General features: G+C 57.0%; 17 protein-coding genes and 3 tRNA genes. 13 read left to right on the top strand and 7 right to left on the bottom strand.

The window, feature by feature from the left end; all coding sequences use genetic code 11:
- The first annotated feature begins 114 nt into the window (after positions 1 to 114).
- Positions 115 to 1,494 (top strand): MFS transporter, encoded by a 1,380-nt coding sequence (locus ACYX4K_RS05795; RefSeq protein ID WP_475093071.1) that lies wholly within the window; start codon positions 115 to 117, stop codon positions 1,492 to 1,494.
- Between the two features lie 32 nt (positions 1,495 to 1,526).
- Positions 1,527 to 2,621 (top strand): M24 family metallopeptidase, encoded by a 1,095-nt coding sequence (locus tag ACYX4K_RS05790; protein WP_475093072.1) that lies wholly within the window; start codon positions 1,527 to 1,529, stop codon positions 2,619 to 2,621.
- Here the strand turns inward: ACYX4K_RS05790 and ACYX4K_RS05785 are convergent.
- Together ACYX4K_RS05785 and pepQ are read right to left on the bottom strand one after the other, a co-directional pair.
- On the bottom strand, positions 2,605 to 3,852 hold the full coding sequence (locus ACYX4K_RS05785; protein ID WP_476178786.1) for an NAD(P)/FAD-dependent oxidoreductase: 1,248 nt from the start codon (positions 3,850 to 3,852) through the stop codon (positions 2,605 to 2,607). The two genes, ACYX4K_RS05790 and ACYX4K_RS05785, sit on opposite strands and share 17 nt — an antisense overlap.
- 28 nt (positions 3,853 to 3,880) lie before the next feature.
- A complete protein-coding gene (gene pepQ / locus ACYX4K_RS05780; RefSeq protein ID WP_475093074.1) occupies positions 3,881 to 5,260 on the bottom strand; it encodes a Xaa-Pro dipeptidase in 1,380 nt (459 codons plus the stop codon).
- Positions 5,261 to 5,481: 221 nt separating this feature from the next.
- Between pepQ and ACYX4K_RS05775 the strand changes: the two genes are divergently transcribed.
- The 3 genes from ACYX4K_RS05775 (at position 5,482) to ACYX4K_RS05765 (ending at position 9,014) form a co-directional block, all read left to right on the top strand.
- Positions 5,482 to 6,381 carry a dihydrodipicolinate synthase family protein gene (locus ACYX4K_RS05775; RefSeq protein ID WP_475093075.1) on the top strand — a complete coding sequence of 300 codons (900 nt, stop codon included), beginning with the start codon at positions 5,482 to 5,484 and terminating at the stop codon, positions 6,379 to 6,381.
- A gap of 22 nt (positions 6,382 to 6,403) precedes the next feature.
- Positions 6,404 to 7,981 carry an aldehyde dehydrogenase (NADP(+)) gene (locus ACYX4K_RS05770; RefSeq protein ID WP_476178785.1) on the top strand — a complete coding sequence of 526 codons (1,578 nt, stop codon included), beginning with the start codon at positions 6,404 to 6,406 and terminating at the stop codon, positions 7,979 to 7,981.
- Between the two features lie 64 nt (positions 7,982 to 8,045).
- Positions 8,046 to 9,014, top strand: coding sequence for a proline racemase family protein (locus ACYX4K_RS05765; protein ID WP_475093077.1), 969 nt, complete (start codon positions 8,046 to 8,048; stop codon positions 9,012 to 9,014).
- A 49-nt stretch (positions 9,015 to 9,063) separates the two neighbouring features.
- Here ACYX4K_RS05765 and ACYX4K_RS05760 read toward each other — a convergent pair whose 3' ends face one another.
- Entirely contained in the window at positions 9,064 to 9,936 is an 873-nt protein-coding gene (locus tag ACYX4K_RS05760; RefSeq protein WP_475093078.1) for a GntR family transcriptional regulator, read from the bottom strand.
- A gap of 102 nt (positions 9,937 to 10,038) precedes the next feature.
- Between ACYX4K_RS05760 and ACYX4K_RS05755 the strand changes: the two genes are divergently transcribed.
- The 8 genes from ACYX4K_RS05755 (at position 10,039) to ACYX4K_RS05720 (ending at position 17,060) form a co-directional block, all read left to right on the top strand.
- Complete coding sequence (locus tag ACYX4K_RS05755) at positions 10,039 to 10,887, top strand: acyl-CoA thioesterase (protein ID WP_475093079.1); 849 nt, start codon at positions 10,039 to 10,041, stop codon at positions 10,885 to 10,887.
- 143 nt (positions 10,888 to 11,030) lie between these two features.
- Positions 11,031 to 11,107, top strand: a tRNA-Pro gene (locus ACYX4K_RS05750).
- Between the two features lie 205 nt (positions 11,108 to 11,312).
- The gene (locus tag ACYX4K_RS05745) at positions 11,313 to 12,425 is read left to right on the top strand and encodes a proline racemase family protein (protein ID WP_475093080.1); all 1,113 of its coding nucleotides are present in this window, start codon (positions 11,313 to 11,315) and stop codon (positions 12,423 to 12,425) included.
- Positions 12,426 to 12,456: 31 nt separating this feature from the next.
- A complete protein-coding gene (gene lhpI / locus ACYX4K_RS05740; RefSeq protein ID WP_475093081.1) occupies positions 12,457 to 13,431 on the top strand; it encodes a bifunctional Delta(1)-pyrroline-2-carboxylate/Delta(1)-piperideine-2-carboxylate reductase in 975 nt (324 codons plus the stop codon).
- A 273-nt stretch (positions 13,432 to 13,704) separates the two neighbouring features.
- Positions 13,705 to 14,916: a hypothetical protein gene (locus ACYX4K_RS05735; protein ID WP_475093082.1), complete on the top strand. Its 1,212-nt coding sequence runs from the start codon at positions 13,705 to 13,707 to the stop codon at positions 14,914 to 14,916.
- A 461-nt stretch (positions 14,917 to 15,377) separates the two neighbouring features.
- Positions 15,378 to 15,451: transfer RNA gene (locus tag ACYX4K_RS05730), tRNA-Cys, on the top strand.
- Between the two features lie 71 nt (positions 15,452 to 15,522).
- Positions 15,523 to 15,609 (top strand) — tRNA-Leu (locus ACYX4K_RS05725).
- Positions 15,610 to 15,686: 77 nt separating this feature from the next.
- Complete coding sequence (locus tag ACYX4K_RS05720) at positions 15,687 to 17,060, top strand: serine hydrolase domain-containing protein (protein ID WP_475093083.1); 1,374 nt, start codon at positions 15,687 to 15,689, stop codon at positions 17,058 to 17,060.
- On the opposite strand, the gene ACYX4K_RS05715 is transcribed toward ACYX4K_RS05720, so the two are convergent.
- The 4 genes from ACYX4K_RS05715 to ACYX4K_RS05700 form a co-directional block, all read right to left on the bottom strand.
- Positions 17,057 to 17,647 (bottom strand): HNH endonuclease family protein, encoded by a 591-nt coding sequence (locus tag ACYX4K_RS05715; protein ID WP_475093084.1) that lies wholly within the window; start codon positions 17,645 to 17,647, stop codon positions 17,057 to 17,059. The two genes, ACYX4K_RS05720 and ACYX4K_RS05715, sit on opposite strands and share 4 nt — an antisense overlap.
- Before the next feature lie 138 nt (positions 17,648 to 17,785).
- Entirely contained in the window at positions 17,786 to 18,352 is a 567-nt protein-coding gene (gene pgsA / locus ACYX4K_RS05710) for a CDP-diacylglycerol--glycerol-3-phosphate 3-phosphatidyltransferase (protein ID WP_475093085.1), read from the bottom strand.
- 94 nt (positions 18,353 to 18,446) lie between these two features.
- Positions 18,447 to 20,261, bottom strand: coding sequence for an excinuclease ABC subunit UvrC (uvrC, locus tag ACYX4K_RS05705; RefSeq protein ID WP_475093086.1), 1,815 nt, complete (start codon positions 20,259 to 20,261; stop codon positions 18,447 to 18,449).
- Between the two features lie 133 nt (positions 20,262 to 20,394).
- A complete protein-coding gene (locus tag ACYX4K_RS05700) occupies positions 20,395 to 21,039 on the bottom strand; it encodes a response regulator (protein WP_475093087.1) in 645 nt (214 codons plus the stop codon).
- Between the last annotated feature and the right edge of the window lie 54 nt (positions 21,040 to 21,093).

Raw genomic sequence — 21,093 nt, 5'->3', positions numbered from 1 at the left:
ATTATCTCGCGTCAAATATCTTTGCACGCAATATCAACTTAATCATATTGTGTGTACAATAACAACTAATGCGCACCACTCGAATACGAACCCGATAACAACAAGAGGGAAGGCATGACGCAGATTTCTACACCGACTCGCGGAACCACCGGCGATACAACGAAGCAGCAAGCAACGATCGGAAATACAGCGCAGGGGTATTTCCCTGCGGCGTTCTACGTTGCAAATGTGATGGAAATATTCGAGCGGCTGGCCTGGTATGGGTTTTTCACCCTTTCGTCGCTGTATATGACCAACGGTGTCAGCGAGGGCGGGCTGGGGTTTTCAGAGGCTGAACGCGGCACCATTCAGGGGGTTATCCCGTTTCTGCTCTACCTGTTGCCGGTATTCACCGGCGCGCTCGGGGATCGTTACGGCTACAAGCGTATGTTCTTTTTAGCCTTCGCGATCATGACCCCGGGCTACTACCTGCTTGGTCAGGTATCAGGATTCTGGCCCTTCTTTGTCATTCTGCTATTGGTTGCGGTAGGCGCGGCCGTGTTCAAGCCTCTCGTTGTGGCAACGGTGAGCCGCACGACCAATAAGCAGAACCGCGCCCTGGGTTTTGGTATTTTCTACACCATGATCAACGTCGGTGGATTTATCGGGCCGGTGGTGGCCGGCATCGTGAAAGGCATCAGTTGGGACTGGGTATTTACTGTTGCCGCCTGCTGGATTGCGGTCAACTTTCTGTTGCTACTGTTTTACCAGGAGCCCGTTCAACGTGAGCCATTGGAAGGCGGGGCGCCGAAGGCCCGTCAGCAGCACCAGAGCGTGTTGCGAGAAATTGCCCAGGTGTTGAGGAACCGCCATTTCGTCCTTTACCTGTTGATCATGTCGGGATTCTGGGCCTGCTATAACCAGCTGTTTCTGACGCTACCTCTGTATATTCGCGATTTCGTTGATACCGCGCCCCTGTTAGCCAGAGTCGAGTCATTCAGTCCTGCGATTGCCGACACCATCAGCGACAGAAGCGGAAGACAAATTAGCCCCGAATTCATTACCGCGTTCAATTTCGGCAGTATTCTGCTGTTACAAATTGCGATCAGTCAGATCAGTAAACGGTTCGCCTCGCTACACGTTCTGATATCTGGCACCTGCATGATGGCAGCGAGTTTTTTGTGGATGGGCTTTGGCCCGGTCCTCGGCGGTATCGGTGTCGTACTCGCGGTCGTTGCCTTCTCTATGGGTGAAATGCTGACGTCTCCCAAAAGCCAGGAATATGTCGCGGAGTCCATGCCTTCCAGCCAGGCCGCGCTCTTTATGGGGTATTACTTTCTCTCCATGGCCATTGGATTCCTGGTGGCAGGCCTACTGTCAGGCTGGGGCTACGGTTACTTTGCCAAAACCCTGGGCAGGCCGGACTGGATGTGGGGGGGATTTGCAATGCTGTCCGTGTGCTGCGCAACCGCCCTGCTCTGGTACCACGTATACATTCTCGGCAACCGCCGCTGACTCATCACTAAAACCGATTAATCAGGTACTCCATGACCCGCTTACATAATCTTCAAAAGCAATTCTTCGGGCTCGGCATCGATGGAATGTTTATTACCAGTATGCCCAACATTCGCTACCTCTCCGGTTTCGCCAGCGATGAGCCGGGGGTCGCAAGCCTGCTTGTATCCGCTGAACAATCCTATCTAATTACGGATTACCGCTTTGGCGAACAGGCGCAGGAACAATGCTGCAATGGTGTCGAAGTGCTTGTGCGGGATCGCGCCCGAGAAAACCTTGGGCAAACCCTTCGCCGGCTCGCCGTGGGCAATAGCGTCCAGCGACTGGGTTTCGAACGCGACCATATCAGTTACAGTCAGTGGCAGGCCATCGCAGTGGATCTTGCCTTCGTACCAGAATATTTCAAGCCACTTAGCGGCGTGGTGGAACTACTGCGCCGTAAGAAAGACCACACGGAATTGGCGCATATAGCCAAAGCCGGTGAAGTAGCCGATAAATCACTGGAGCAACTATTCGGTAAACTCCGCCCTGGCTTGACCGAGCGTGAGGCGGCGGTTGCGCTGGAACACGCGCTACTCAAGCGCGGGTCAGAGGGCACGGCATTTCCGACTATTTTTGCTTCTGGCCCACGTAGTTCCCGCCCCCATGGCATGCCATCCGATCGACTCCTGCAAAGAGGCGACATGATCACCATTGATTTTGGCGCGGTAGTTCAGGGTTACCGATCGGATATGACGCGCACCTTCGTATTGGGCAAGGCGAGCGAACAACAGCGCGAAGTTTACGCCCTGGTCAAGGAAGCGCAAAAATTGGGGGTGGCCAGTGTTGCCACGGGAATTCCCTGCTCGGAGCCGGCTAGAATCGTGGCAGATTTTCTACGCAACAGTCCCTACGGCCGTTTTGCCGGTGACGGCCTGGGTCACGCCATTGGACTCGAAACCCACGAAAAACCCTACTTTACCGAAAGCGACGATACCCTTATCGAGGAGGGGTTTGTGATGACCGTGGAGCCCGGCATTTACATTCCGGGCTGGGGCGGTGTGCGTATTGAGGACGATATATTCGTGCGCGACGAAGGGGTTAAGAGTATTACCAACTTCCCGCGGGAGCTTATTGAAATCGCGTAATGGAGAACGGGGAAAGGTCCACTTCAGGCGCCTTTCCCTCCATCTGATCGGCGAGCAGTTCCGCACTAATCGCCGCCTGGGTCAATCCCAGGTGCTGGTGGCCAAAGGCGAAGGCAATCCGCCGGTCTTCAGGCGCGGTTCCCAGTACCGGGAGTGAATCCGGTAGTGACGGCCTGAAGCCCATCCAACGTTGCGCACCCGTATCCCGGATTCCCGGTAACAGCGCCCGAGCATGCTGGCACAGGATATCCGCGCGCGCAAAATTGGGGGCGGCGTTCAGCCCGCCCAACTCTACGGTGCCGGCCAGTCGCAACCCCTCCTCCATGGGTGTCATTACAAATGAACGTTCGAAAGACACCAGAGGCCGATTCAGTTCACATCCAGACTCCGGCAGCATCAGGTGATAACCGCGTTCGGTATCCAGCGGTACGCGATAGCCCAGCTGTGCTGCCAGCGTTTTTGACCAGGCACCGGTCGCAATAACCACTTGCCGAGACTCCAGCACAGCCCCACTGGAAAGCCGAACGTTTACAGAGCGCCCGGTGCGCTCGAGCGCGACCACATCCTCGCATAACAACTTGCCACCCGACTGTTGAAATTTCTCCGCAAGCGCCGTTACCAGGCGGTAGGGATTCACCGTATGTGCGGTGCGCGGAAAAAACAGGCCTCCCGCGACGCCGTCACCCAGTGCAGGTTCCATCAAACGGATCTCACGGGCAGAAAGTGTTTCAATCTCAACACCAAAGCTGCGCAATAGCTCAACGGTCGATTGATTTTTTTGCACAGAATTCGGTTTTTCGTACACCGTCAGTGCGCCGCGCTTGGTCATTAGTGCGGTCAGACCCGTGCGCGCCAACAGCCGGTCATAGCTTTCTATAGAGCGGCCGTTTAACGCACGCAAGTGCCGGCAGGAATTCTCCACATTCGCCGGCAGCGCCGCCATTCCAAACCGCACGAGCCAGGGTAATATTTTCGGCAGGTATCGCCAGCGAATCGACAAGGGGCCCAGCGGGTCCATCAATAGCTTCGGAACCGACAAAATGGTTTTCATATTAGCCAGGGGCAAAACCACATCCGTAGCAAAGTGTCCGGCGTTGCCGTACGAACAACCCCGCCCCGGCGTATCCCGGTCTATCAGAGTGACCTGGTGACCGCGCTGCTGTAACTGCTCGGCAACAGCAACACCCACAATACCCGCACCGATAACCACCGTACGGGGTTGTACGCTCAATGAAGATTTCACTGCTAAATCCCGCCCCTTACCCTACGGCTTCCGCGTTTCCCACTTTCAGCGCCTCAACACCGGCCTCACGGGTCAATGCGGCAAACGCATCTCTCGACTGGTTTTCGATGCGGTCGCTGTGCACCAGTACACAATCCTCAACCCGTACGCCGCCATATTTTTTGAAGCGCTCAATCTTATCCCAGTTGACCCTGAAACTGTGCTTACTGTTCGACAACTCCGCGAGCAACATCTCCATAAAATAGATACCCGGCTCAATGGTCAACGCCTGCCCAGCCTCAATATTGCGCGCGTTCCGCAGGTACGGAGCACGCGGGTCACGCAAGCGAGGACGCTCCCGGGGCGCCATCAGGTAGCCGCCTACATCGTGTACCTGCAAGCCGATAAAGTGACCCAGGCCGCAGGGAAAAAATGCGCTGGTAATACCCTCACTCACCATATCTTTGGGCGACATCATTACGAAATCGAAATCCCTCAGGATACTGGCAATCATGTAATGCGCTCGCCAGTGCAGATCAGCAAAGCACTGTCCTACTTCCACTTCCGAGACGAGCGTTTGCTGGGCAGCATCCAGCGCCTGCAAGAGGTTGGCGTAGTCACCACTGCGGAAGGCATAGCTACGGGTAATGTCGCTGGCATATCCCAGATAGTCAGCCCCCGCGTCAATCACCAGAGAGTGGATATCCGTAAGCTGCTTTTTTTCCCGGTCCGCGCCGTGGTAATGCAGCACAGAGCTGTGAGAATTGACCGCCACGATGTTGCCATAGGGTAATTCCGCTTCCAGCACACCTGCGCCCGCCAGGTATGCATGGTGAATCTCCAGCTCGGTACCGCCGGTAAGGAATACGTCTTTCGCCGCCTGGTGCCCCTGTGCACTGCGGCGGTTCGCACGCCGCAGGCACTCCGCCTCATATGCGGTCTTGTATGCCCGGTGGTAGTGCAGTTCATTGATCAACGCCGATGGGTTGACCCGGGATTTCGGCAAGTCCGGCAGGCAGGAAGCATCTTCACCGATAAGCGCGCAGCGCTCGGTATTGCCCGCAAGCGCATTGATCACGTCGTCGAAGGACGTTGCCAGGACAATGTCAAACGCTTCCGTCCAATAGCCTTCCGGATCCGCGGGTGGTTTGTGCCAGTAGTCTTCCGGCTGGAAGTAGATAAGGCGGGGCTTTTCGCCCAGACGAAAGTCCACCGCGCATTGAGGATGCTCCAGAAGCGGCACCCAGTGTTTGAAATGCGGGTTTACCTTAAATGTGTAGTGATTGTCGTCCAGAAACGGCAGCTTGGACGAGCCGGAGTAAATGACAACGCGGTCGAACCCGTGAAACGACATGGCGCGGGTGTGGCGCCGAATAATTTCTTCGATATGCAGTTGATACAGGTTGGTCAGTGACATCCACCCTCTCCCTTTGTGCTCTTAATAGTTTCAGTGCGCTCTGTTTTGTGTACTGCCAATACCCAGCATTTCCACGCTTTGCGCTGATGAAAAACAGATTTGGGTTGACAGCCTTCGAAAACTTTATTTATTGTACACAATAACAACTAAACGCAAAGGGCTTTTTCAACAGACATTGTTGGCCACCCGTTTGCACTTTCAGACCATGATGAGGAAGTCACATGCAAATCGAATGGAGCGGCGTATTCCCCGCAGCAACCACCCAGTTCAACACCGATGAGTCCCTGAATATTCCAGCCACACTCAAGCATCTCGATGTCATGCTGGACGCGGGAATCAATGGCCTCGTAATGCTCGGTACCGTGGGGGAAAACTGCTCACTGAGCCAGCAAGAGAAAATTGAAGTGCTCGCGGCCACGGTGCAGCATGTGGGGGGCCGGGTGCCGGTACTGACCGGTGTTTCGGAGTACACCACCTCCCAGGCCTGCGAGTTCGCCCGCGCCGCAAAAGACGCCGGCGTCGATGGTCTGATGGTACTGCCGCCCATGTCCTACAAGGCCGATGCAGATGAAATCGTCACCCATATCCGTGGTGTCGCTGCGGCTACCAACCTGCCGGTGATGGTCTACAACAACCCGGCATGCTACGGCGTGGATGTCTCCGCTGAAGCCGTGGCCGAGCTCTCCCAGGTAAGCAATATTGTCGCGGTCAAGGAAGCGTCCGATGACCCCCGCCGCCTGACGGATATCGCCAACCTGGTGAGCGACGATTTTGTCCTCTTTTGCGGTGTCGACGATCTCGCTCTGGAAAGCATTGCATTGGGTGCCCACGGCTGGATCTCCGGCCTGGTGAACGCATTCCCGCAGGAAAACCGTCTGATGTGGGATCTGGCCACCAGTGGAAACTATGAAGAGGCGCGCAAGGTATACCGCTGGTACACCCCGCTGCTGCACCTGGACACCAAACCAAAATTGGTCCAGTACATCAAACTTGCGGTACAGGAGTGCGGCTTCGGCAGCGAGCAATGCCGCAACCCCCGCCTGACACTGACCGGTGCCGAACGCGAGTCCGTACTGCACACCATCCACACCGCCATTGCCACCCGTCCGGTGATCAAGTAACGCCATGAGTGGAGAATTCGCCATGTACACAGCCCCTGTGCTGATCGCGGGCGAGTGGCGACAAGCGGCCGAATACGGCCGCTTTCAGCCCACCAACCCGTCCAGCAAAGAAGCCATTGATCGCAGCTACCCGATATCGAACTGGCGGGATTGCGAGGCAGTACTGGATGCAGCGGCGCAAGCCGCCTCGGCGCTGCACTCGGTAACCGCGGAAACGCGCGCGCAATTTCTCGAGCTGTACGCCGATGCCATCGAAGCCGCGGCCGAGGAGATCTGCGCGCTGGCCCATGAGGAAACCGGCCTGCCCCTGAGCCCGCGCTTACGGGATGTTGAATTGCCGCGTACCACCGGCCAGTTGCGCGCGGCGGCGCACGCCGCCCGGGACGGCTCATGGGCCCAGGCCACCATCGATACTTCCAACGATATCCGCAGCATGCGCAGTGCTATCGGGCCGGTGGTCATATTCGGACCAAACAACTTTCCGCTGGCCTTCAATGGGCTCGCCGGGGGCGATTTCGCCGCAGCCATCGCCGCTGGTAACCCCGTAATCGCCAAGGCCCACACCGCGCACCCAGGGACTTGCCACAAGCTCGCCGGTCTTGCGTTGCAAGCCCTCAACCAGTCAGGGATGCCCGCAGCCGCGGTGCAGATGCTGTACGCCATACGTCGGGAAGACGGCTACCAGCTTATGGGCGACCCGCGGTTGGGCGCCGGGGCATTTACCGGTTCACAACCCGCGGGCCTCGCCCTCAAACAGGTCGCGGACCGCGTAGGCACCCCGTTCTATGCGGAACTCTCCAGCATCAACCCGGTTATTATGCTGCCCGGCGCCCTGCGTGAGCGCGGTGCAGATCTCGCCGAAGAATTTGCCGGCAGCTGCCTGATGGGCACGGGGCAGTTCTGCACCAACCCCGGGATGGTCATCGTCCCCGCCAACGATGACGGCGAGCTGTTTATTGCCCGAAGTGGCGAGTTGTTTGATGGCGCGGAGCCCGGAACACTACTGAGCGCCGGAACACAGCAGGGATTGCAACAGGCCATAGCGCAACTGCGCGCCGCCGGTGCCACCCAGGTCACCAATAGAAACGATATGGACAGCGCACGTTTTAGCGTACCCAACACGCTCCTGTGTGTATCCGGCGAGGGCTTTCTGCAAAACCCCAAGGCCTTTCAGACCGAGGCCTTTGGTAACGCAGCACTTGTTGTGGTGAGCGAGTCGGTACAGCAGTCCGCCGATATCCTGCGATCACTGGAGGGGAATCTTACCGGGTGTATTTACTCTTCCCGGGCAGGTGTGGATGATGAAGCCTATGACAAGCTGGCGCCGATTCTGCGCGACAAGGTCGGCCGTTTACTGAACGACAAGATGCCTACCGGCGTAGCCGTTTCGCCGGCAATGAATCACGGGGGGCCCTTCCCTGCCTCCGGTCACCCCGGGTTTACCGCGGTGGGCATACCGGCATCGATGGCCCGTTTCAGCAGGCTCGACTGCTACGACAACGTGCGACCGAACCGGCTGCCGCCACTCCTGCAGGATGGGAACCCAGTAAACGCCTGGCGCCAGGTGGATGGCAACTGGACCCGGGAACCGCTGCCCTGACCCACCCGGCCAGAGGAAGCGCGTTAACGAAACAAAAACGATAAAAAATGACTGGAGAGCAATTGTGTACGCCACCCAGGATCACACGATAAAAGTCATCGACTCCCATACCGGTGGCGAACCTACTCGCGTCGTCGTTAGCGGCGGCCCGGACCTCGGCAATGGCAGCATGGCGCAGCGACTGCAGAATTTTCAGCAGCACTTCGACCACCTGCGCACCGCGTTAATCCGTGAACCCCGGGGATCAGATGTCATGGTCGGCGCATTGCTCTGCACCCCGCAGAACCCGGGTAATGCCGCCGGAGTGATTTTCTTCAATAACGTCGGCTACCTCGGTATGTGCGGCCACGGCACTATCGGCCTCGCCGCCACCCTCGCAAGAACCGGTGCTATCGCGCCGGGTACCCACACGCTGGAAACACCGGTGGGCGATGTGCGCTTTGTACTGCATAACAACCACCGGGTGAGCGTCGAGAATGTACCCAGTTACCGCTACCGGAAAAGTGTACCGGTGTACGTAGACGGTATCGGAGGCTTCAGTGGCGATATCGCCTGGGGCGGCAACTGGTTTTTCCTGATCTCCGACCACGGGCAACACGTCAGCGCGGACAACACCGATCACCTCACCGATTTTTGCTGGCGGGTTCGGCAGGCGCTACGCGAACAGGGTATTCGCGGGGAGAACGGTGAAGAGATCGACCATATCGAACTCTTCGCGCCGCCCTCCGATCCTGCGGTGGCGGACAGTAAAAACTTTGTTCTTTGCCCGGGCAAAGCCTACGACCGATCCCCCTGCGGCACCGGCACCAGTGCAAAACTCGCCTGCCTGTATACAGACGGCACGCTGAAGGCGGGCCAGACGTGGCGGCAGGAGAGTATTATCGGCAGCCTTTTTGAAGGCTCGGTGCAGCCAGCGCCCGGGCTTACGGGCACAGCCAGTCCGGTTATTCCGACCATTACCGGCAGTGCCTATATCAGTGCGGAGACCACCGTCATCATTGACCCGGAAGACCCGCTCGCCCACGGCTTCTAAACAAAAAAGGCTTGCCGGTTGGCAAGCCTTTTTTGTCATGGGCTGGTGTTCAGCTGTACTTTCGCTCGTGGATGTATTCGATCATCCGCGACACAGCCTCCCGCTGATCCCGAATGTGATGGCTCAGCGCCTTGCGCGCGCCCTTCCAGTCTTTCGCCAACAGACATTCAACGATATCGCAGTGCTCTCGCGCCATCTCGCGCTTCACCTTTTCATCGATTACCGCGTAATTGAACAGCGCGTTGTAAAACGGGCTGTAGCGTTTGAAAAACTCCGAGATATAGCGGTTTCCGCAGCGCTCAATCCAGTAATCGTGCAGGTCAAAATCCAGTGCCGATTCCGCATTGCCTTTTGCCGGCCTGTTGGCCTTGAGTAACTGTTCCAGCTCGTGATCGGTAAAATGGCCGCGCGCGAGATCCAGTGCCTTCAGCTCGAGCATTTCGCGAATATCCAGATAGTCGTGCATATCCTGCTCACTGAAAGGATGCACTCGCCAGCCACAGCGAGGGACATGCTCGATCAACCCCTCCCCTGCCAGACGGGAAAAGATCTGCCGCACCACCGTACGGCCAGCACCGTACTGCTCCGCGGTGGCGTTTTCCCGCAAGTATTCCGTGTCCTGCTTCAGGCTCCGGGTAATCACATCCTGACGAATGATGTCATAGAGCTTTTTCTCGGTGGCGTCCTCACGCGGCGGCTCGAGCTTCACGCCCTTCAAGACTTCAGGCTTCGCCTCCAGGCGGCCGTTGTCTTTGCGGTGAATTACGCCCTCGTCCACCAGCTCGTCTACCGCATGCCTTACCGGCGTGAGGCTTACCTTGTAGTGCTCAGACATGGCACCCAGGGTCAGCTTGTAGGGCAGACGGCCCTCGGCCTGAAGAACGGCTTTTACATCGGATTTGATAAATTCAGTAATGGTCATTTAGCCAGCACTTGCTATTATTTTCGGCCCGCGCGGCAGCTTTTGGCTTGGCGCGGCACATAATTTAGGTAAAAATTTTACACAAGACAGGCAGTATCGCCCATGTTGGAAAAGTTGAGCAAGCTCCTCGATGTAGAGCAACTGGACACCAATCTGTTCCGTAGCCGGGAGCATGTCGAGAACTACCGCAAAGTATTGTTTGGTGGCCAGGTCCTCGGGCAGGCACTGATGGCCGCTGCGCGCACCGTCGAAGACCGCCTCCCCCACTCGCTGCACGCCTACTTTCTGCGTCCGGGCAGCAGCGAAAAGCCTGTGATTTACGATGTGGACCCGATTCGCGACGGCGGCAGCTTTACCACCCGCCGGGTAGTGGCGCGCCAGAATGGCAAAGCCATCTTTAATATGTCGACCTCCTTCCAGATCGAAGAGCCGGGGTTTGACCACCAGGCGGATATGCCCACCGAGGGCCTGATCCAGCCAGAAGAGCTCAAGAACACCCAGCAGCTGGCCGAGGAAGCCGGGATGCAGGGGGCGGCACAGAACCAGCGCCGTTACATGGTGGATTTCCGCCCGGTGGACCCGATGAGCTATTTCGACAACGCCGTGCGTGAGCCCCGGTGCATGTTCTGGTTCAAAGTGGACGGTGAGCTGTCTGACAGCCCCATCGAGCACCGCAGCGCCCTCTGTTACGCTTCGGATATGGCGCTCCTCGGCACCGCTCTGCAACCACACCCGATCAGCCTGTTCGACCCGCATCTGATGCCGGCAAGCCTCGACCACGCCATGTGGTTCCACCGCCCCTTCCGCGCAGACGACTGGCTGCTTTACGTGACCGATAGTCCATCCGCCAGCGGCGCGCGCGGCTTCTGCCGTGGCCAGATCTTTTCCCGCGACGGCAAGCTGGTTGCGTCCACGACGCAGGAAGGGCTGATTCGCCAGATCAAAAAGTAAAACGGCCTCTGGCGCCTGCGGGTGCGCAGGCGTTAAAATTAAATGAAATCAGTGGTTTACAGAAGCGGAACGGCTGTTATAATGCCGCCCGCTTCACAAGGAAGCCACAGCAAATTCCGCAATGGGATCAACGCTGTACAAGTCGGTGAGTAGCGCAGCCTGGTAGCGCACTTCGTTCGGGACGAAGGGGTCGGAGGTTCGAATCCTCTCTCACCGACCATTTTCTTTTTCCCCCCCTTAATTTTTCCCCACTCGACAGCAACCTGCATGCAGTGATTCTATTGCCGGGTCACCTTGCCTAATTCTGCCGAACATTCTCACCCTTCCCGCCACTCCCCTCGCACCCCAAAAGGATTCATTGCGCCCGAAAACATTTATTGTTATTGTCCTCAAAAACAATATTAGGCCGTTGCGCCGGACGCATTATGACTACCAGCACGCCACCCACGCTCAATTCGGAACTGCCATCCTATGCGACGGCAAACGGGATGCAGATTGATGCCATTGACATGCACACTGGTGGCGAACCACTGCGGGTCATACTCAATGGATTTCCGGAGCTCACTGCAGACTCCATCCTCGGCAAGCGCCGCCTCGCGCGAGAACACCATGACCATTTACGACGGGCCCTAATGTGGGAACCCCGAGGGCATCGGGATATGTACGGTGCCATCGTGGTTCCGCCAAACGATAACGGTGCGGATTTTGGAGCCCTGTTTATTCATAACGAAGGCTTCAGCACCATGTGCGGCCATGCGGTGATTGCACTGGCAAAACTCGCGGTAGAGTTGGGCTGGGTAGACCAGGTTGCACCGGACTCTGAAGTGCCGGTAACCATCGATGCACCCTGTGGCCGGATACACGCATTCGCACGCACCGGCGTACGTGGACAGGTGATTTCCACACGCTTTCACTGCGTGCCATCCTTTGTGGCAGCGCGCTCGCTAACGGTGGATGTGCCCGAGCTGGGACCAATTCGTTACGACATTGCCTACGGCGGTGCGTTTTACGCGTACGTGGATGCCGCGCAATTGCCTTTTTCCCTGGCCGAACATAATGCCGAGCAACTGATTCGGGCGGGGCGATCCATCAAGCACTGTGTTCAGGCCAGCGGTCCCGACATTGTGCACCCCGTCGAGCCGGACCTGGGATTCCTCTACGGCACCATTTTTATGGACATGGCGCCTTTGCAAAAACCCTTGTCGGATCAAACGATACCGGAGGCAGGCCAGAAAGTTCTTAGCCGTAACGTCTGCGTGTTTGCCGACGGTGAACTGGATCGCTCTCCGACAGGTTCCGGTGTGTCCGGCAGGATGGCCCTGCATTTTGATCAGGGACTGTTAACAAGAGAGCAAACCCTGGTTGCCGAAAGTATTACCGGTAGCTGTTTCTCCGGAAAGATTGCCGAGACGCTGGCGTATTCCGGGCTGTCAGCAGTGATTCCGGAGGTTGCAGGCACGGCATATATCACCGGGCAACACCGCTTTTACCTGGACCCGGATGACCCATTCAAGTTTGGCTTTCTGCTTGGCCATTAATTTTTATCTGACTGATAGTATTTGATTCACCATGAAATTTATCGATGCCAAAACCGTCCGCGAAACCATCACCTACCCCCGACTGATCGAGGCATTGCGCGACGCATTCCGCATGCAGGATATCGAAGTACCGCAACGGCACCACCACCACTTCTGCTATTCACACACCCACGATAACGAAAATACCCTGCTGCTTATGCCCGCGTGGCAGGCGGATGGATTTCTCGGTGTAAAAACCGTGATCGTTGCGCCAGACAATCGCAATGAGCCATCAATTCAGGGGCACTACGCCCTGTTTGATGCGAGTACCGGTACACCCAAAAGCATAATGGATGCAGCGAGTATCACTGCCATGCGCACAGCGGCCGCATCCGCGTTGGCCGCAGACTACCTGGCTCCGGCAGAGGCGCGCACGCTTCTGATGGTGGGCACCGGTACCCTGGCACCTGAACTGATCCGGGCACACTGCAGCGTGCGCCCAATTGAAAACATTTTGGTCTGGGGGCGATCGAAAGCGAAAGCGCAACAGCTGGTCGAGAGTCTTTCCGAAATGCCCTGCACGATTTCAGCGTGTGGTGATATCGAGCAGGGTATGGCGCGGGCCGATATCGTGAGCTGTGCAACCCTGAGTAAAACACCGCTGATCCGCGGAAACTGGTTGCGGCCCACACAGCATATCGATCTTGTGGGCGCCTACCGGCCGGATATGCGGGAGGCCGACGACGCGCTGATCCGGCAGGTCGCACTGTATGTGGACGTGATGCCACACGCACTGACCGAAACCGGGGACCTTAGCCTCCCCATTCAAAGTGGTGCCATCAGTGCAAATTCGGTATTGGGCGACCTCCCGGCACTCACCCGGGGCCCCGTACCTGCAACACGCACTGGGGTAACCTGCTTCAAATCAGTGGGACACGCCCTTGAAGACCTGGTTGCGGCGAGCCTGGTCTACGCCACACTGAACGCGGCCGAGAACAGCGCTGCGGCGCAGATGGAAGCACACTGAAGCACACCGCAGCGCACCGAAGCGCGCTTTCGCCCCCTTGAAAAGGCCTTCACAATGACCAGTTCCCGGGGTCGCGCCCCGGGAGAATGAACGCTACCCTCTGGCACTGTTCGCAGGATGTGTTGTCCCATCAGTTAATGCGGAGTTAATGCGCATTCAACATACTGTTGATACGCAACTAACACATCTATCACCAACAAACAGAGCCAGAACGTATTCATGCATCATTTTTGGAACACCTGCTCTTCTCCTAGATACGCATTTTGGGGCGTAATGGCCCTATTTCTCAGCATTTTCATACCTGTTGCGCATTCGGCAGACGAATCAATTTACGATGTTCGGTATGAAGTCGAGCTGAAGCCGGGTGAGGATTTCGCACATGTCCGGATCGCGGTTTCCGGCGACGCACTCCCCAGTCAGCTGACCCTGCACCTCAATCCGGAGCGCCATTCGAAAATCGCCGGAGATAATGTGACTCTGGAAGGTGACAAAGCCATCTGGAAACCGGGCAAAGATCACAGTGAAATCGAGTACCGCTTCAAAATTGACAAAAAAAAATCGTCCGGTAGTTACGACTCCTTGATGACCGACAAGTGGACGATCCTGCGCAGCGACAAGCTGATCCCGCCGATCTCCGCGCGCGCGCCCAAGTCTCTTCAGTCACGGGCGACGCTTCAGGTAAACACTCCCAAGAACTGGAATACGCTCGCGCCCTACGCCAAAGACGACAATGGCAATTTCCAGCTGAAAGATCCCGGACGCCGCTTTATTCGCCCGAAAGGCTGGATGATTTCGGGGCGGATCGGCAGCCGGCAGGACATTATCGATGGTACCGACACCGTAATCGCGGGCCCCCTCGGCATAGGCCTTCGCCGCCAGGACACACTCGCGTTTTTGGGCTGGACGCTGCCCGAGCTCAAAAAGGTGTTCCCGGAGTTCCCAAAGAAACTGTTGATTGTCATGGCGGATGACCCTATGTGGCGCGGCGGCCTATCTGGGACCCGCTCCCTCTTTATGCACGCCGACCGGCCGCTGATTTCCGGGAACCGCACGAGCAGCATGCTGCACGAGCTGGTACACGTAGGTACCGGCATTCGCGGCGACAAGGAGAGCGACTGGATCGTGGAAGGCATTGCCGAATACTACTCGCTGCAGACACTGCGCCGCACCGGCGGCATCAGCGAACGGCGCTACCAGGAGGCCCTCGAAGAACTGGCGGAATGGGGAGAGGAATCGCCGAATCTGCTGGTCAAACGCTCATCCGGACCAATCACCGCACGGGCCACGGTGGTGCTCCACCAGATAGATCAGCAGATTCAAAAGTCCAGCGATGGCAAACGCAACCTGGATGAAGTGGTTACGGCACTGGCCGCTGAGCGCGGAGAGATTACGCTGGAAAAATTCCGCAAGCTGGTGGAACAGGCCGCCGGCGAACCCGTGCCGCAGTTGGACCGCACATTTCTTACAGGCAAAAAAAAGCCCTGACGACGGGGGGGGGAGAGCGTCAGGGCCAAGACCATTAGGAGTGAAACTTGGAGGATTTCATCCTTACAACACACTGGGTGCCCGTATGGGGGCAGACACCCGGCCGGCACTACTAAACACGACGTGGGGGGAGATGTGTGCTAGCCAGCTACTCTCAGTATTGGTCAGGTCCGGGGGATTGCCAGCGAGATTGCCAAATAACTTAGAACAATTGGCAATAGAAAGCGCCGATCCATTTCATCCAGTTATTACATCCTCCACCCTCGGCGCCAAAACACTCCATGGCTCACAAATTGAGCAGAATTAACCAGATCGTGAATTGGCCTTGACTAATCTCGGGCAAACCATAGAATAGCGGCCTCTTGCACGCCCTGGCGCGCGTAAGTATCAGAAAACGCTGGGATTTTTGCTGTCATTCCGCTAGAATCCGCGGCGTTTTCATCGCTTCAAGCGACACCTATGGCTAGGTGGCAGAGTGGTCATGCAGCGGACTGCAACTCCGTGTACGCCGGTTCGATTCCGACCCTAGCCTCCATTTTCCTCCAGTCTGATTTTGAGACTGACCCAATCGGCAGACTTCCTCCACATCTGTCGATCGCCCTATCTGCCCGGATGGTGGAATTGGTAGACACAGGAGACTTAAAATCTCCCGTCCTTTGGGACGTGCCGGTTCAAGTCCGGCTCTGGGCACCACCTTCCGTTTTCTCCTAAGCTTCACTGGCACCCTTGCTCTTCCCAACCTGCTGTGGCGGCACGCCTTTCGGAAGCAAATGATATTCACCCTTTCCTGCGCAGTCGCGATCGTTGCGGCCATCGCTCTGCTCGCCAGACTAAAAAAGCCGGACGCAAAAATATCGAACGTTTTGCGTCTGCCCGCTGACGCAATACAGACCCTGCTTGGCATGAGCGCCAGGCTCGCCTGCTCTGCGCACCATATTTCAGGCTTTACATCTCAGCGCATTCAAAGTGACCTGCGCAATTATTCGCCACTGTTCTCGCTGGTATCTATCCACCAAAGCCAGGGAATCACTTGCGCAAAAATTGGTAATCTCGTCAGTGTCAAAGCAGCATTTCGCCCCTTGCAAGGTTGCGTATTCATCGGCAAGCAGAGTTCCGCGCACTTGCACGCGCAACCCACCAATATCACCCGGAATAGAGCCGAAACCAGAACCCGGCTGCAATACAAAGAGCACAGCCCTGCCCTGCAGGAACTCCTGCAAACCCAACTGCAACACGATCACGAATCCGGACTGGATACCCGAGCTCTGCTGGTAATTCAGGGTGGCGAAGTACTGGCGGAAGCCTACGGCTTAGGGATATCCCATCACACACCGCTGCTCGGGTGGTCCATGAGCAAAAGCCTGCTGGCAATATTAATCGGGCGCCTGGAAACCCTGGGGCTTGCGGATACCGCCACCGGAGATCTTTTTCCGGAGTGGCATAACGACCGCCGCAGCGAGATAACACTCGAGCATCTGTTGCAGATGTGCGACGGGCTCGAATTCGACGAAACCTACCGCCCCGGCAGCGATGCCACACGTATGCTGTTTGGCCCCCTGCCTGCTTCCCGCTATGCCCTGCAACGCCCGCTGGCGCACTCCCCCGGGCACCATTTTTCCTACTCATCGGGCAGTACCAACCTGCTGGCGCGCTGGATGCATCAAACCCTCGGAGGCACAGAGGCGGCACTGGCCTTCTGGAAAAAAGAGTTTGCAGAGCCTCTCGGCCTGACGAGCGCGATTCTCGAACTCGATAGTGACGGGGTATTTATCGGCAGCTCATACGGGTACGCCAGCGCTCGGGAGTGGGGGCAGATAGGCTGTGTACTGTTAGGTAATCCCGGCCTGGTAGATAGCGCCCCGCCATTCCTGGACCCTGCCTGGCTCACCCGCGCCACGCGCGCCAACCAAAGCGACAACGACCCGCGATATGGCTATCAATTGTGGTTGAACAACCGCACCAATCGATTGCCGCAGCTGTTTCCGCAACTGCCGGCAGACAGCTTTTTCATGCTCGGGAACCGGGAGCAAAAGCTGATGGTAGCCCCCTCCCGTAACGCAATCGTGGTCAGGCTCGGCTGGTCGGCCTCTCCCTACCCCATCGAAGACCGTTTTGGTGAAATACTGCAAACACTGCCGGGTTAACCGCGGTGTGGGCTTTCCAACATGGCCAGAAACAGTCGGGACTCTTCGGGGCTGGCCCGAAGCCCATACTTCTCCGAAACCGCCATAAACCGCCGCAGATAATAGTGCCTTACCGGACCGTACGGAGGCATCCACTGGTCTGGGCCTTTATGCCCTTTACTCTGGTTGCGCCCATCATCTACCAGCCACAGGTTGTCCGGATCTTCTGCAAAGGCGCGCTTCTTTTCGCGTGACCAAAGGGCGCCGCCACGCTCGTGTGCCCATTTGAGTGGAACGATATGTTCCACGTCGAGATCTGAGGCCAACTCAAAGAAATTTCCGGTGTATGGGTCCATCCACAAACCGCTGGCCACCTTGCACTGACGCGCATCACGGTAGGCGATCGGCGCCAGGGAATAGCGGATCAGCAATTCGTGGCGCGTATCCTGGCAATCCCGGTCGGCATCCGACCAGCGCGGCAGCCATTCGCTGCGGCGATAGGTATTTTCGCCGGCCGTGGCAGTTATCGCAGCGCACAGCAAACCGGGGAACAGCAGGCAATAAACGAGAAAGGAACGGGAAGAAGCAAAAGCTTGAGAACGCGGCACGACAACTCCACTGGCGCATAAAAGCTCGAATGGAACTATCGTACCCGAAGAGTTGTGGCGCGGAAATTACCGGCGATAGGGTAAATTGAAAATTGTGACGGCCTCGACCCGGGCATTACCGGGCCGAGTAAACGGGATTCAGGATTTGGTTGTTGCGTCGCCACTGAGTGCCGGCCAGGCAGCCCGCAAATAAACCACCATGGTCCACAGCGTCAGCGCTGCGGCAACGTACAGCAAGATATAGCCGATTGTTTCCATAACGGGAAATTCCTGCACATCAAACGCGAGCAAAACAATGATCGCGGCCATCTGCGCCGTGGTTTTGATCTTCCCGATATAGTTCACCGCCACACTGCTGCGCAGCCCCAGCTCCGCCATCCACTCCCGCAGTGCGGACACAGCGATCTCGCGGCCAATAATCACGGCAGCAGCGATGGTAAACAGGCGGTGATCGTGCAGGTCGACCAGTAATACCAGGGCGGTGGCCACCATCAGCTTGTCAGCCACCGGGTCCAGAAAGGCACCAAACGGCGTGCTCTGATTCATTTTGCGGGCGATATACCCGTCGAGCCAGTCAGTGGCAGCAGCAATGGAGAAGATCAGTGCGGAGGCAATATAGCTCCACTTGTAGGGAAGATAGAAAACCAGCACAAATACCGGAATCAGCGCTACGCGCAGCAAGGTCAATTGATTGGCAAGGGTCATGCTGGTCCTTTTACATTCGCTGAACACACTTCGTCGGCAGTGCGTAACTTAGCAATCCGCATCCAAAAAATAAACGCCAACAGGTTTCTTTACATTACTCATTGTGCAGAGTGGAGTAAATTTCCTGGGCAAGCTTGCGGCTGACCCCCTCCACACTGGCCAGCTGGTTGACCGATGCGCGCATCACTTCCTGCAATCCACCAAAGTGGTGCAGCAATGCGCGCCGGCGCGCTGGTCCGACACCTGGGATCCCCTCCAGAGGTGACTCGCGACGTTTCTTGTCCCGCCGCTGGCGGTGGCCGGTAATCGCAAACCGGTGCGCTTCATCCCGCACCTGCTGAATCAGGTGCAGCGCAGGGGAATCGGACTCCAGCACCAGCTCGCGATTCTGGGACACCACGTGCAGCGTCTCAAACCCCGCTTTGCGGGTGGTGCCTTTGGCGACGCCAATAATCTGAACACCGGTCACACCCAGCTCATTGAGTGTATCAATGGCCTGACGCACCTGCCCCTTGCCGCCGTCGATCAGTAAAATATTCGGGAAACGGCCCTCGCCTTTGGACAGTCGCGCATACCGCCGCTGCAGTGCCTGCCCCATGGCCGCGTAATCATCCCCCGCGGTAATATTTTCGATATTGAAGCGCCGATAATCCGACTTCACCGCACCGCCAGTATCAAACACCACGCAGGACGCCACTGTCGCCTCACCACTGGAATGACTGATATCAAAACACTCCAACCGCTCGGGCAATTCCCCCAACCGCAACACCTCCTGCAAGTTCTCAAACCGGTCCTGCAGCTTCTGCTGCGACGCGGTGCGACTTTGCAGGTTTTGGCTGGCAGCCTGCTGGGCCATTTCCACCCAGGAGGCCCGATTGCCACGCAGCTTGTGCACCAGCTGGACATCCTTCCCGGATTGCTCAGTTAACGCCTGCTGCAGCGTCTCACCATCTTCCAGTGACTCGGACATCAGAATCTGACGGGGAATCTCGCGGTTCGCACCGAGGTAAAACTGCGGGATAAACGCGGAGAGCAATTCCGAAGATTCCAGACCGAGCTTCTCACTGGGATAGTAGCTGCGGCTGCCAAGAATCCTCCCCTGGCGAATAAACAGGACATGCACACAGCACAGACCACCAGAAGTCGCCGCCCCGAGCACATCCACATCGCCACCGGCACTTTCTGCAATCTGGTCCGACTGCAAACGACGCAATGCGACGATCTGATCGCGCAGGCGCGCGGCTTTTTCAAACTCCAGCGCAGCCGAGGCCTGCTCCATGGAATCGGCCAGCTCGCGAATAATCGTGTCGCTTTTACCGGCAAGGAACATTTGCGCGTGGCGCACATCGGCCTGGTAGTCTTCCGCCGATATAAAATCGACGCAGGGTGCCGTACAGCGCTCAATCTGATATTGCAGGCACGGGCGCGAACGGTTGGCGAAGACACTGTCTTCACAGGAGCGAATGCGGAAGGTTTTCTGCAAAAAATTCAGACTATCACGCACCGACGATGCATTGGGAAAAGGCCCGAAATAGTCGCCTTTCTTGCGTTTGGAACCGCGGTGGAAGGCGATTCGCGGAAAGGTATCTTTGCTGGAAAGGAAAATATAGGGGTAACCCTTATCATCTTTCAGCATCACGTTGTAGGGCGGCCGCTGCGACTTGATCAGGCTCTGCTCGAGCACCAGCGCTTCGGTTTCACTGCGGGCAACGGTCACTTCGATATCCGCAATCTTCTCCACCAGGGCCATGGTCTTTGCGGTCAATCCGGTGGCCCGGAAATAACTGCCAAGGCGGTTGCGCAGGTTCTTTGCCTTGCCGACATACAGTACCTTTCCCTGGCTATCAAACATCTGATAGACGCCGGGCTTGCGGGTCACTGTCGATAAAAAGCGCTTACTGTCGAACATGCAAAAAAATACGGCCACCGAAACAGAACAGGGGCCGGAAAGGCCCCTGTTCTAAACAATATATGACGAGCGGATTATACGCGCTAGCGTGGCATTATTCCGCCTCTATCCCAACTTCGAACGCCCTGCACCGCTAAACCGCCTCTTCCGGGTCCAGCACATTGTGCTTGACCGCCAGCAGGGTCAATTCCACATCGGAATGCAGGCCGAGCTTTTCGAAGATTCGGTACCGATAGGTATTCACGGTTTTCGGGCTCACCGCTAGGGTTTCTGCGATTTCTGCCACCTTGTTGCCGTTGACGATCATGACCGCCGTTTGCAACTCCCGCTCGGAGAGGTCCTCAAAGGGCGAGGAACCACCACTGACACTGCGTAACGCCAGCTTGGTCGCCATTGAGGAGCTGATATAGGTTTCGCCAGCAACAACCGAGCGAATCGCTCGCACCATCTCTTCCAGGTCTGCACCCTTGGTCACATAACCGGTTGCGCCCGCCTGAATCAGCCGGCTCGGAAAGAGGTCGTCGTCCAATGCGCTGACCGCGATGACTTTCGCCTTGGGAAAGCGGGGAATCAATTTACGGGTAGCCTCGAGGCCCCCCATTCCGGGCATTCGAACATCCATCAAAATGACGTCCACTTCCGTCTCGCGGACAAATGCCAGTGCGTCTTCACCACTTTTGGCTTCGCCGACAACCTGAATGTCATCGACATCTCCCAGCATGCGGGAAATACCCATACGCACCAAGTCGTGATCGTCTACCACTAAGACTTTTATCAAATTAGCCCCAACCACGGATTTTCAGCCGATTTTGCGCAAAATTTTCCTACTGAG

The organism is Microbulbifer sp. ABF4_107 (assembly GCF_056312215.1).
This window is presented reverse-complemented; position numbering and strand designations above follow the sequence as displayed.